The sequence below is a fragment of the Stenotrophomonas sp. YJH_SMC_101-4 genome, from assembly GCF_059370395.1.
Genome location: NZ_JCAFTP010000004.1, coordinates 201,026 through 213,396 on the forward strand (window position 1 = coordinate 201,026; position 12,371 = coordinate 213,396).

Consider the following 12,371-nt stretch of genomic DNA (forward strand, 5'->3'; position numbering starts at 1 on the left):
ATCCGGCGAGTGCTGCAGGGTCGTTAGCGTGGCGATACGCCGGCGACCGATCCGTCCGCAGTTGTGCGGGAGTTGTAATCAATTGTAATCGTGCCCGTGGGCGTTCAGCTGGCAGCCAGCGGCCAGTGCATTTCCAGGCGCGCGCCGCCCAGCGTGGCGCGGCTGATGCGCAGCTCGCCACCGTGGCGGGCTGCGATGCGGCTGACAATGGCCAGGCCCAGGCCGAAGCCGCCGGTGTCGCGGCTGCGGCTGTCGTCCAGGCGGGTGAATGGACGCATCACCTTCTCGCGATCGGCTTCGGCGATGCCGGGGCCGTCGTCATCCACACGCAGGCAGGCCCGGCCGCCGACGCCGACCAGCGAGACTTCCACCTGCGAATGCGTGTGGCGCAGCGCATTGCCCACCAGATTGCTCAGTGCCAGCTGCAGCAGGCGCGGCTCGGCATCCACCCGTGGCAACGCACTGGGCTGCACGCGCAGGACCACGCCGCCGCGTTCGGCATCACGGCGTGCATCGGCCAGACAGGCCTGCAGCCAGTCGTCGGCTTCGATGCGCTGCATCGGCTCGCCTTCGCTGGGATGCTCAAGGCGCTCATAGGCCAGCAGTTCGCTGACCAGCCGGTTGAGTTCGGCCAGGTCGCCGTGCAGGCCCTGTGCCAGCCGTTCGCGGCGTTCGCGATCATCACTGTCCTGCATCAGGTCCAGACCGAAGGCCAGGCGCGCGATCGGCGTGCGCAGTTCGTGCGAGATCGCATGGGTCAGGTCGAGTTGGCGCTGCACCAGTTCGGCTACGCGCGCCGCCATGCGGTTGGAATGTTCGACGATGACCCGGATCTGCGAGCGCGGCGAGACCTGTGCGCGCGCTTGCAGATCACCGGCACCGATGCGGTCGGCGTGCAGGCGCAGCGCTTCAAGATCGCGCCAGAGCAGGCGCACCCAGGCGTACAGGCTGGCGCCGACCAGCAGCAGGATGCTGAGGTATGCCGCGATTGTCATGTACGTCGTCATCTGCACCGCGCCAGGCAGGCGCAGGTGCAGCCAGCGGCCTCCGATGCCTTCGATGGGCAGCAGGACCTGCTGGTATTGATCGCGCACGATGAAGCCATCGGCCTTCACGGCTGCCTGTTCCTGGGGGGCGAGCGCGGGCGGACTGTCGAGCAGGGTCAGCGCGATGCCGTAGTGTGGCTGCCACTGCTGCAGGCGCTCACGCTGCTGGCCGGCGTCCAGGCCGGCCAGGCCACTGCGCAGGGCGTACACCTGCCCGCGCACCTGCTCGACGAACACGCGATCCTGCACAGGCGTGTAGATGCCGTCCAGGATGTGGTTGAGGAAAAACACCGACACCAGGAAGCAGGCACCAGTGACGAACCACAGCCACAGGAACAGCCGCTTCATGCGGTCCAGGCCGACGGGTTGAACTGGTAGCCGCGGCCCCACACGGTCTTGATCCGCCGCGGTTCGCGCGCGTCATCGCCCAGCTTGCGGCGCAGCTTGCCGATGCTGACATCGACACTGCGGTCCAGGCCGTCGAAGCCGATGCCGCGCACCGCCTGCAGGATCTGGTCGCGCGACAGGATCTGCCCCGGCTGGCTGGCCAGCAGCCACAGGATCTCGAATTCGGTGGTGCCCATGTCTACCGGCTGGCCATGCAGATGCACCTCGCGCTGCATGCGGTCGATCAGCAGTTCACCATGCATCAGCCGGCAGGGCGTGCCAGTGTTGCTGCTGCCGTGGCGGCGGCGCAGCAGCGCGCGCAGGCGCGCCAGCAGCAGGCGCGGTTCGATCGGCTTGTGCACATAGTCGTCGGCGCCGGATTCCAGGCCCAGTACCTGCTCGATGTCGTCCTCGCACGCGGTCAGCATCAGGATCGGCACGTCGGAGAAGCTGCGGATCTGCCGGCACACGTCGATGCCGCCGAGGCCGGGCAGCATCAGGTCCAGCACCACCAGTTCCGGCGCATGCTGGCGGCAGGCCGCGCCGGCCAGGTCGCCACGGGCGACGTGCTGCACGGCAAAGCCATGCTCGTGCAGGTAGTCGCTGACCAGTTCGGCCAGGCGGCGATCGTCTTCCACCAACAAGACCTGGGTCGGGGTACCGTTGGCGGTGGGTGTCCAAGGGGATGGCTGCATGCGCGTGGGGCCTCCGTGCCCGGGCAGGAGCGCCCGGCGGCGAAGCCTAGCAACGGCCCATGACGGCTGCCTGAATCGCGGCCAACCTGATAACCGGCGGTACGGACGTCATCGCCAGCGGCTCTCAGTGCCACGCCCCGGCTGGCCTATGGTGGCGGTTTCCCCGGATGGAGCCTGGTGCAATGAGCGACCCGCAGTGGCAACTGGAAACCCTGGCCGTGCACGGCGGCTACCGTTCCGACCCGACTACCCGCGCGGTGGCGGTGCCGATCTACCAGACGGTGGCGTATGCCTTCGATGACACCCAGCACGGCGCCGACCTGTTCGACCTGAAGGTGCCCGGCAACATCTACACCCGCATCATGAACCCCACTACCGACGTGCTGGAGCAGCGCCTGGCCGCGCTGGAAGGTGGCATCGGCGCGCTGGCACTGGCCTCGGGGCAGGCCGCGATCACCTACGCGATCCAGACCATCGCCGAGGCCGGTGACAACATCGTCGCCTCCAGCGCGCTGTATGGCGGCAGCCTCAACCTGCTGGCCCACACGCTGCCGCAGTACGGCATCCAGGCGCGCTTCGCCGACCCGGCCGATCCAGCGGCGTTTGCCGACCTGATCGACGAACGCACCAAGGCGGTGTTCGTCGAATCGATCGGCAATCCGCGCGGTAATGTCACCGACATCGCCGCCATCGCCGAAGTCGCTCACGCGGCTGGCGTGCCGCTGATCGTCGACAACACCGTAGCCACCCCGTTCCTGCTGCGCCCGTTCGAGCACGGCGCCGACATCGTGGTGCATTCGCTGACCAAGTACCTGGGCGGCCACGGCACCAGCCTCGGCGGCGCGATCATCGATTCCGGCCGCTTCGACTGGGCCGCGCAGCCCAAACGCTTCGCACGCCTCAACCAGCCCGATCCGAGCTACCACGGCGTGGTCTATACCGAAGCACTGGGGCCAGCGGCCTACATCGGCCGCGCGCGGGTGGTGCCGCTGCGCAATACCGGCGCCGCGTTGTCGCCGTTCAACGCGTTCCTGATCCTGCAGGGCATCGAGACCCTGGCCCTGCGCATGGAGCGCATCAACGCCAATGCATTGGCCGTCGCGCAGTACCTGAAGGCGCACGCCAAGGTCGCCTGGGTGCGTTACGCCGGGTTGGCCGACGACCCCGAGCATGCCGCCGCGCAGCGCTACCTCGGTGGCCACGGCTCGGGCGTACTGACCTTCGGCCTGCCCGGCGGCCGTGAAGCCGGCGCGCGCTTCCTTGATGCGCTGAAGCTGTTCACCCGCCTGGTCAACCTGGGTGATGCGAAGTCGCTGGCCACCCATCCGGCCTCCACCACCCATCGCCAGCTGGATGCCGCCGAACTGGCCAAGGCTGGCGTCAGCGAGGACACCGTGCGGCTGTCGATCGGCATCGAGCACATCGGCGACCTGCGCGCCGACCTGGAACAGGCCCTGGCCGGCGCCTGATAGCCACGCGCTTGGTCGTCATCGCCACAGGCGATCACCACCGGCACCGCGATGCGCTACGGTGGAACTGCCTCTCCAAGGCATGGCAACGTGGCGATCCAGATCCCCGGTCGATGCGGGTCGACCGGGGATTTTTTTGCGCCGCCGTGTCGACCAAGGTCGACACCCACCAACAGCAGCGGGGACCCACCCCGCCATCCCACGGATAGTCAGCCTTTGCTTTTGCCGTTGCCTCGGCAGGTGCAGGGCTGCAAGCCCTGCCGCACCCACACCCCTCACACCACCGGAATGCTGTGCTGCCCCAGATTCCGGTACGGCGGCGTGGACATGATCATCTCCGCCAGCGAATACGCCAGCTCACGTTCGGCCATCACCGTGCCATCGGCACCGTGCTCCAGCAGATGCTTCACTTCCGCATCGCTGTGTGCGCGCGCCAGCAGGGTCAGGTCCGGGTTGATCGCCCGCAGCTTGGCCAGCGCCTCACCGGCTTCCAGCGGCTGCGGAATCGCCAGCACCGCAATCTTCGCGCGCTCCGGATGGGCCTCGGCCAGCACCCGGTCGGCGGCGGCGCTGCCGCGGATCGCCGCCAGGCCCTTGGCGTGCGCCTGCTCGACGTGCTCCTTGTTGTCATCGATCACCAGCACCGGCACGCCACGGTCGCGCAGCACCTGGGCCAGTTCGCTGCCCACGCGGCCATAACCAATCACGATGGCGTGGTCATGCAGGTCACGTGAGGGACCGGTGGCCTCTTCGGGCTCGGCGGCCTGGGGTGACTGCTCCTGCTTGGCCTGCCAACGGTCCAGCAGCCCGAATACCAGCGGGTTGAGCATGATCGACACCAGCGCACCGGCCAGCACCAGCGACTGGCCTTCCTTCGGCAGGATCTGCAGGGCGACGCCGAGGCCGGCGATGATGAAGGCGAACTCGCCGATCTGCGCCAGGCTGGCCGAGATGGTCAGCGCGGTGCTGGTCGGATGGCCGAACGCACGCACGATGAAGAACGCCGCGGCCGATTTGCCGAACATGATGATCAGCACCGTGGCCAGCACCTGCCACGGGTGCTGGACGAGGATGTTGGGGTCGAACAGCATGCCGACCGAGACGAAGAACAGCACCGCGAACGCATCTCGCAGCGGCAGCGAATCGGTCGCGGCCTTGTGGCTGAGCTCCGATTCGTTGAGCAGCATACCGGCGAAGAACGCGCCCAGCGCGAAGGAGACGCCGAACAACATGGCCGAGCCGAATGCCACGCCCAGCGCGATCGCCAGCACCGACAGGGTGAACAGCTCGCGCGAGCCGGTACCTGCGATGCGCTCGAGGATCCACGGGATGACCCGGCGGCCGACCACCAGCATCACCGCCACGAACAGGCCCAGCTGCACGAAGGTCCAGCCGATGTCGGCCAGCACGCTGCCCAGCGAATGTGATTCCTTGGCCGCGTCGGGACCGAACACACCGGCCATCACCGGCATCATCACCAGTGCCAGCACACAGGCCAGGTCTTCCACGATCAGCCAGCCGACCGCGATCTTGCCGCGCATGGTCTCCAGCAGGCGGCGTTCCTCCATCGCCCGCAGCAGCACCACGGTACTGGCGGTGGCCAGTGAGAAACCGAAGATGACGCCATGGATGGCGGGCCAGCCCATCAGCGAGGCCACGCCCCAGCCGAGCAGGGTGGCCACCGCGATCTGGCCGATGGCACCGGGGATGGCGATGGCCTTGACCGCCATCAGGTCCTTCAGCGAGAAGTGCAGGCCGACGCCGAACATCAGCAGCATCACGCCCAGCTCGGCCAGCTGGTTGGCCAGCGCCTGGTCGGCGACGAAGCCGGGGGTGAACGGGCCTACACAGATGCCAGCAACCAGGTAACCGACCAGAGGGGACAAGCGGAGCTTGTTGGCCAGCGCGCCGAAGATGAAGGCGAGCCCCAGGCCAACGGCAACGATGTTGATCAGGTCGGTGTCATGGTGCATCGGCACTCGCAGGAAATCGGGGGAATGCCCCGATTTTCACCTAATGCGCCAGATGCGGCAAACCTTAAATGCAAATGGGGTCAGATCCCTTTTCCTGCAGGAAAAGGGATCTACCCCACCCGCGCCACGGAATGCCGGCCAGCGGCCGGCACTACCGCTTACCAGGTGTACTTGACCCGCCCATACACATACGCGCCGTTGAAGCCGAACGGCGAGTAGTTGCTGTACGGCAGCATGCCGAAGGTGGAGTTCTGCAGGTCTTCGGTGCGGTCCGGGTACTTGTCCAGCAGGTTGTCGGCGCCCACGGTCAGGGTCCAGTTGCTGCTCGGCTTGTAGCTGGCCGAGGCATCCACCACCCAGGCATCGCCGTAGGTCTGGTCGCGCAGCGCGGTGGCCGAGTTGCGCACGGTGAACTTGCCGTAGCGGGTTGCGGCCAGGCCCAGTTCCCAGTGATCCGAACGCCAGGTGCCGCTCAGGATCGCCTTGTCGCGCGGGTAGCTGTCCTCGATGCGGCCGATCTCATCACGGCCGATCAGCGACTGGGTCAGGCCCAGCGTGCCAAACACCGCCGGGGTGCCGCCGATGCGGCGCACTTCGGTGTCGTTGTAGCTGTAAGCCGCGGTCAATTCCAGGCTGCTGGCGTTGAACGGCACCGTATAGCTGGACACGAAGTCGACGCCACGGGTGCGCGTATCCAGGCCGTTGGTGAAGTAGGAGAACGCGGTCACCTGCGGCAGGCCCAGGGTGCCCAGCAGCGCGCTGGTGGCCGCGTTGGTGGTGATGCTGGACGACAGCGCGATGCGGTCATCAATGTCGATCTGGTACGCATCGACGGTGATGTACAGGCGGTCGACCGGCTGCAGCACCAGGCCCAGGCTGTAGGAGGTGGAGGTTTCGGCCTTCAACGGCGAGGCGCCCAGCGCCTGCGCGGCCGGGCTGGTGGTCGGGAAGGTGCCGCGTTCAACGAACACGCCATTGAGGAACTGGCTGGTGACGGCCTGGTAACCCTGCTGCGCCAGCGACGGTGCGCGGAAGCCACTGGACGCGGTAGCGCGCAGCGCGACCTTGTCGGTGAACGCGTAGCGCGCCGACAGCTTGCCGGAGAAGCGGTCGCCGAAGTCCGAGTAGTCCTCGTAGCGGCCGGTGATGCCCGCCGAGAACTTCTCGGTCAGGTCCGCTTCCAGGCCTGCATAGACCGCGTAGTTGTGGCGGTCGGCATGCACTTCATTGGTCGGGGTGAAGCCCGCGAAGCCCTGCGCGCCGCTGCCGGTGTACGAGTTCAGTTCGCCCGGGTTCTGGTCCCACTTCTCCTTGCGGTACTCACCGCCGAAGGACAGCGTGACAGGGTAGGCCAGGCCCCAGTCCAGCGACTTGGTCAGATCGGCATTGAAGATGTCCTGCTGGTACTTCAGCGTGCCGTCGTAGAACGAGCGCGGGCTGGTCGCGCCGAGGCTGTAGTTGATGCTGTTGCGGGTGTGGAAGTCCAGAGTGTTCTCGCCGTGGTTCAGGCTCAGGTCCCAGGTCCAGCCGTTGTCGGTGTTGCCCTTGACCCCGGCCACCAGCGAGCGGTCCTTGGAGTACTGGTTGATCTCCGGCACGAAGCCGTCCGGGTAGGTCTGCGCCAGCAGCGCGCTCTGCCCGTTGTGGTTGCGCGAACGGTAGAACGCGAACGAGGTGATGTCGCGGTTGCTCAGCAGCGCGCTGGCGTAGCCGGTCACGTGGTCGCTGAAGTCGAAGCTCGCGTTGGCCGATGCCGCGGTCGCATCCACGCGCGGGTCGCCGACGATGAAGGTCTTCTGGCCGATGCTCGGGAAGTTACCGGTGTTCGGCGTGGTGCCGCGGTATGGGCCGGCGCGGTTGCTTTCGTCCTGCTGGCTGATCTGGCCGGCCACGTGCACGCGGCCACGGCCGTTGCCGAACTCGACGCCGGTATCGCCGGAGAGCTGGTACTTGTTGCCGTCACCGGCCGAGTACTGGCCGTAGTCCACCGCCAGGCTGCCGCCACTGCCGCTGCCCTTGAGCACGATGTTGATGACGCCTGCAATGGCGTCCGAGCCGTACTGTGCCGACGCACCGTCACGCAGCACTTCCACGCGCTCGATGGCGGCGATCGGGATCGCGTTGATGTCCACGGCGGACGAGCCACGGCCGATGCTGCCGTTGACGTTGATCATCGCCGAGGTATGGCGGCGCTTGCCGTTGACCAGCACCAGCACCTGGTCCGGCGACAGGCCGCGCAGCTGCGCCGGGCGCACGCCACTGGTGCCATCGGTCAGGGCCGGGCGCGGGAAGTTCAGCGAGGGCAGCGCGCGCGACAGCGCGGTGGCCAGTTCACTGGTGCCGGTGGACTGCAGTGCTTCGGGGGTAATGATGTCGATCGGCGATTGCGATTCGGCCACCGTGCGGTCGGCCACGCGGGTGCCGGTGACGATCACCGTGTCCAGGGTGTTGGCGGCGGTGCCGGCCTGCTGGGCAGCGGCAACGAACGGAGAGCCACCGAGTGCGACAGCGACGGCGGCGGCGATCAGGCTGGTCTTGCGGGTCATCGGGATGGGGCTCCGGTTGGCGGGGGCGGCACCGGAATCGACATCACGGGGGTGAGGTGGACGGCGGTTGTTGCGGTGCGCAAAGCAGGAATTAACGGGATATTCAGTGGCTGTCAAATGCCGGTCATCGGGAAAAACGTTGCAGAAGCAACCATTTAGCCTGGATCGGAGCTTGCGGGGAGGGGCCCGGGAGGCGCGCGGCGAGGACGTGGGAGAGAGAAACGTCGGCCGCTGCGCATCCCGGGGCGCGTCAAGTATTCGTTAACGCTAGAATTGCGTCGCAGGAACAGTGCTCACCAGCACATTCCATTCGGTTATATGGACGCCTCCCCCGATGATCTCCCTTCGTAATTTCGCCTTGCGCCGCGGCGAGCGGCTGCTGTTGTCCAATGTCGACCTGACCCTGCACGCCGGTTACCGGGTGGGTGTGGTCGGCCGCAACGGTGCTGGCAAGTCCAGCCTGTTCGCGGCGGTGAAGGGCGAGCTGGAGGCGGACAAGGGCGATGTCGATCTGCCCGGCAAGGTGCGCATCGCCAGCGTTGCCCAGGAAACCCCGTCGCTGCCCGACCCGGCGCTGAGCTTCGTGCTGGGCGGCGACATCGAAGTGGCCGCGGTGCTGGCCGCCGAGGCCGAGGCCACCGCCCGTGAAGACTGGGAAGCGGTGGCCGAAGCCCACACGAAGATGGCCGAGCTCAATGCCTACGACGCCGAAGCGCGCGCCGGCAAGCTGCTGCATGGCCTCGGCTTCCCGGCCGAGACCCACCATCGCGCGGTGTCCTCGTTCTCCGGCGGCTGGCGCGTTCGCCTGAACCTGGCCCGCGCGCTGATGATGCCCAGTGACCTGCTGCTGCTGGACGAACCGACCAACCACCTGGATCTGGACGCGGTGTATTGGCTGGAGCAGTGGCTGCTGAAGTACCCGGGCACCCTGCTGCTGATCTCGCATGACCGCGAGTTCCTCGACAACGTGGCCACGCACACCCTGCACCTGCACGGTGGCGGCGCCAAGCTCTACCCGGGCGGCTACACCGACTTCGAGCGCCAGCGCGCCGAACAGCTGCGCCAGCAGCAGATCGCGCACGAGAAGGAACAGGCCGAGCGCGCCCACCTGCAGAGCTTCATCGACCGCTTCAAGGCGCAGGCCAGCAAGGCCGCGCAGGCGCAGAGCCGCATGAAGCGCCTGGCCAAGCTGGCCGGTACCGAAGCGGTGCGTGCCGAGCGCGAGTTCCGCATCGAATTCGCGCCGCCGGCCAAGCTGCCGTTCTCATTGATTCGCCTGAACCACGTCGAGGCCGGTTACGGCAAGGATGCGGTGATCCTGCACAACGTCGGCTTCGGCCTGGAAGCGGGCCAGCGCATCGGCCTGCTCGGCCCGAACGGTGCGGGTAAAACCACCCTGGTGAAAACCCTGGTGGGCGAACTGGCACCGATCGTGGGCGAGCGCATGGCGCACCCGGACCTGAAGATCGGCTACTTCGCCCAGCACACGGTGGAGTCGCTGCACGAAGGCCAGTCGCCGATGGAGCACTTCCGCGAAATCGCCCCGGATGCGCCGAACCAGTCGTTCCGCGATTTCCTTGGCAAGTGGAATTTCCCGGGCGACCGCGCGTTCGAGCCGGTCGATGGTTTCTCCGGTGGCGAGCGCGCACGCCTGGCGCTGGCACTGATCGCCTGGCAGCAGCCGAACGTGCTGCTGCTGGACGAACCGACCAACCACCTTGACCTGGAAATGCGCGAAGCGCTGGCCGAAGCACTGGCCACCTTCGAGGGCGCGATCGTGATGGTCTCGCATGACCGCCACCTGATCGGCCTGGTCTGCGATACCTATTGGCGCGTGGCTGATGGCGTGGTCGAGCCGTTCGACGGCGATCTGGATGCCTACGCCGCGTGGCTGCGTACCCGCCCGCAGGCACAGGGCACCAAGGCCCGCATGGAGCAGGTGGAAGAGCCGGTGGTGGTCAAGACCGCGCCGGTGGCGCAGGTAGTGCAGAAAAAGCCGGTGAACCCGCACAAGCTGGCCGCCGCCGAGGCCAAGGTAGCCGAGCTGGAAGGCGCGCTGGCCGAGCTGGACCGCCAGTTGGCCGACCCGGCCAACTACGCCGATGCCACCCGCATGGCGGTGATCGGCCGTGACCGCGAAACCGCCGCCGCGCAGCTTGAAAAGGCCGAAGCGGCCTGGATGGAACTGCTGGAGTCCTGATGCCATGGGTAGCGCCGGGCCATGCCCGGCGAGCGCAACGGATCGCAAAAGCCGCCGGGCATGGCCCGGCGCTACCCACGTCGCCTGCGTTTCATCCCTGCGCCTGCAGCCATTCGCGGAATCGCTTCGCCGGTTCACGCTCGGCGCGCGAGCGCAATCGTGTCAGCCAGTAGCGCCCCAGCTCCAGCGTGGTGCTGAACGGCTGCAGCAGGCGACCTTCGGCCAGCTCCTGCTCGAACATGCGCAGCGGCAGCAGCGCCACGCCGGCGCCGCCGACCGCGGCCATCGCCACTGTCAATGACGAATCAAACACCGGCCCGCGGGCTTCCACGCCACTCACTCCTGCCGCCTGCAACCAGCGCGGCCATTCGTCGCTGCGGTAGGAGCGCAGCAGCGGCAGCGTGCCCAGGTCGCGCGGCTGTTTCAGCCGCCGCGCCAGTGCCGGCGCGCACAGCGGCGCGAACGGCGCGTCGAGGATCGCCGAGCAGGCCTGGCCCTGCCAATCGCCATCACCAAACCGGATGGCCAGGTCCAGGCCTTCGCCGGCCAGGTCGATGCGGTTGTTGTGGGTCTGCAGGCGCAGCTCGATGTCCGGGTGCGCGGCCTCGAATGCGGCCAGCCGTGGCAGCAGCCAGCCGGTGGCGAAGGTGCCGACCACGCCCAGCGTCAGCACTTCACGGGCCGGCCCGCCGGTATAGCGCGCAATGCTGGCGGAGATGCGCTCGAACGATTCGTTGAGCACCGGATACAGCGCCGCGCCTTCGTCGGTGAGCGCCACGCCGCGAGGCAGTCGGTGGAACAGGCGGATGCCGAGCCGGTCCTCCAGCCCACGGATCTGGTGGCTCAGCGCGGCCTGGCTGACACACAGCTCCAGCGCGGCACGGGTGAAGTTCTGGTGGCGGGCGGCGGCCTCGAAGGCGCGCAGCGCGTTCAGTGGCAGGGTGGGATGCAGCATCGTCGAGTCGTGAGCCTGGATGATGGCTGATCCTAACGCCTGGGCAGGGAAGGCCGCTAATCGCAGGGATTGATGCAATAGACATCAATAAATCTAATGGCTTGTGCTGAATTTTCGCGCTGGTCGTCCTGGCCGTGGGTTCCAATAATCGAACGGTCCCCAGGAGAACCCCCGCATGCTCGCCCGTCGCCGATTCCTGCAGTTCAGTGGTGCCGCTGTTGCTTCTTCGCTTGCCCTGCCGTTGCTGGCACGTGCAGCGGGCAAGGCCGCCGCCAACGCACCCACAGATGCCGCCATCAACGCCGCCGGTGATTTCGCCGCGCTGGAAAAGGCCTGCGCAGGACGCTTGGGCGTGACCCTGCTCGATACCGCAAGCAGTCGCCGCGTCGGCCATCGCCAGGACGAGCGCTTCCCGATGTGCAGCACCTTCAAGAGCATGCTGGCCGCGACCGTGCTCAGCCAGGCCGAGCGCGCACCCGCGCTGCTCGACCGGCGCGTACCGGTGCGCGAGGCCGACCTGCTCTCGCACGCACCGGTCACCCGCCGTCATGCCGGCAAGGATATGACCGTGCGCGACCTGTGCCGGGCCACGATCATCACCAGCGACAACACCGCCGCCAACCTGTTGTTCGGCGTGGTCGGTGGCCCGCCGGCGGTGACCGCGTTCCTGCGCGCCAGCGGTGATGCGGTCAGCCGCAGCGACCGGCTGGAGCCGGAAATGAACAGCTTCGCCGAAGGCGACCCGCGCGACACCACCACACCGGCGGCGATGGCTGGTTCGCTGCAGCGTGTGGTGCTGGGGACAGTGCTGCAGCCGGCATCGCGGCAGCAGCTGGCCGACTGGCTGATCGACAACGAGACCGGCGACGCCTGCCTGCGCGCGGGCCTCGGCAAGCGCTGGCGCGTTGGCGACAAGACCGGCAGCAATGGCGAGGACGCGCGCAACGACATCGCCGTGTTGTGGCCGCGCGCGGGCGGCGCACCGTGGGTGCTGACCGCCTATCTGCAGGCCGGCGCGATCAGCAATGAGCAGCGCGCCCTGGTGCTGGCCCAGGTGGGCCGGATCGCCGATCGACTGATTGGGTGAGGTAACCGGGGTC

Annotated in this window: 8 protein-coding genes; 3 read left to right on the forward strand and 5 right to left on the reverse strand. The window is 67.5% G+C overall.

Annotated features, from left to right (window positions below; genetic code table 11):
* Window positions 1-104: 104 nt before the first annotated feature.
* Both AC5P8D_RS15205 and AC5P8D_RS15210 read right to left on the reverse strand, forming a co-directional pair.
* On the reverse strand, window positions 105-1,394 hold the full coding sequence (locus AC5P8D_RS15205; RefSeq protein ID WP_414614876.1) for an ATP-binding protein: 1,290 nt from the start codon (window positions 1,392-1,394) through the stop codon (window positions 105-107).
* Window positions 1,391-2,128, reverse strand: a complete 738-nt coding sequence (locus tag AC5P8D_RS15210; RefSeq protein WP_010481563.1) for a winged helix-turn-helix domain-containing protein — start codon at window positions 2,126-2,128, stop codon at window positions 1,391-1,393. Before AC5P8D_RS15210 ends, AC5P8D_RS15205 begins: the two co-directional genes overlap by 4 nt.
* A 182-nt stretch (window positions 2,129-2,310) precedes the next feature.
* Between AC5P8D_RS15210 and AC5P8D_RS15215 the strand changes: the two genes are divergently transcribed.
* Window positions 2,311-3,597 (forward strand): O-acetylhomoserine aminocarboxypropyltransferase/cysteine synthase family protein, encoded by a 1,287-nt coding sequence (locus AC5P8D_RS15215; protein ID WP_495203458.1) that lies wholly within the window; start codon window positions 2,311-2,313, stop codon window positions 3,595-3,597.
* Window positions 3,598-3,872: 275 nt separating this feature from the next.
* Here AC5P8D_RS15215 and ybaL read toward each other — a convergent pair whose 3' ends face one another.
* Both ybaL and AC5P8D_RS15225 read right to left on the reverse strand, forming a co-directional pair.
* Window positions 3,873-5,570 carry a YbaL family putative K(+) efflux transporter gene (ybaL, locus tag AC5P8D_RS15220; RefSeq protein ID WP_071306415.1) on the reverse strand — a complete coding sequence of 566 codons (1,698 nt, stop codon included), beginning with the start codon at window positions 5,568-5,570 and terminating at the stop codon, window positions 3,873-3,875.
* A 158-nt stretch (window positions 5,571-5,728) separates the two neighbouring features.
* Window positions 5,729-8,116, reverse strand: coding sequence for a TonB-dependent receptor plug domain-containing protein (locus AC5P8D_RS15225; protein WP_495203459.1), 2,388 nt, complete (start codon window positions 8,114-8,116; stop codon window positions 5,729-5,731).
* 334 nt (window positions 8,117-8,450) lie between these two features.
* Between AC5P8D_RS15225 and AC5P8D_RS15230 the strand changes: the two genes are divergently transcribed.
* Window positions 8,451-10,316, forward strand: coding sequence for an ABC-F family ATP-binding cassette domain-containing protein (locus tag AC5P8D_RS15230; protein WP_043400521.1), 1,866 nt, complete (start codon window positions 8,451-8,453; stop codon window positions 10,314-10,316).
* Window positions 10,317-10,407: 91 nt separating this feature from the next.
* On the opposite strand, the gene ampR is transcribed toward AC5P8D_RS15230, so the two are convergent.
* Window positions 10,408-11,271: a LysR family transcriptional regulator AmpR gene (gene ampR, locus AC5P8D_RS15235; protein WP_495203460.1), complete on the reverse strand. Its 864-nt coding sequence runs from the start codon at window positions 11,269-11,271 to the stop codon at window positions 10,408-10,410.
* Between the two features lie 175 nt (window positions 11,272-11,446).
* Between ampR and blaL2 the strand changes: the two genes are divergently transcribed.
* Window positions 11,447-12,358: a L2 family extended-spectrum class A beta-lactamase gene (gene blaL2, locus AC5P8D_RS15240; RefSeq protein WP_495203461.1), complete on the forward strand. Its 912-nt coding sequence runs from the start codon at window positions 11,447-11,449 to the stop codon at window positions 12,356-12,358.
* Window positions 12,359-12,371: the final 13 nt, after the last annotated feature.

Excerpts from the sequence above, each read along its gene's own strand:
- AC5P8D_RS15210 (WP_010481563.1), bottom strand. The coding sequence starts at position 2,128 with ATGCAGCCATCCCCTTGGACACCCACCGCCAACGGTACCCCGACCCAG.
- AC5P8D_RS15205 (WP_414614876.1), bottom strand. The coding sequence starts at position 1,394 with ATGAAGCGGCTGTTCCTGTGGCTGTGGTTCGTCACTGGTGCCTGCTTC.
- AC5P8D_RS15215 (WP_495203458.1), top strand. The coding sequence starts at position 2,311 with ATGAGCGACCCGCAGTGGCAACTGGAAACCCTGGCCGTGCACGGCGGC.
- AC5P8D_RS15230 (WP_043400521.1), top strand. The coding sequence starts at position 8,451 with ATGATCTCCCTTCGTAATTTCGCCTTGCGCCGCGGCGAGCGGCTGCTG.
- ybaL (WP_071306415.1), bottom strand. The coding sequence starts at position 5,570 with ATGCACCATGACACCGACCTGATCAACATCGTTGCCGTTGGCCTGGGG.
- AC5P8D_RS15225 (WP_495203459.1), bottom strand. The coding sequence starts at position 8,116 with ATGACCCGCAAGACCAGCCTGATCGCCGCCGCCGTCGCTGTCGCACTC.
- blaL2 (WP_495203461.1), top strand. The coding sequence starts at position 11,447 with ATGCTCGCCCGTCGCCGATTCCTGCAGTTCAGTGGTGCCGCTGTTGCT.
- ampR (WP_495203460.1), bottom strand. The coding sequence starts at position 11,271 with ATGCTGCATCCCACCCTGCCACTGAACGCGCTGCGCGCCTTCGAGGCC.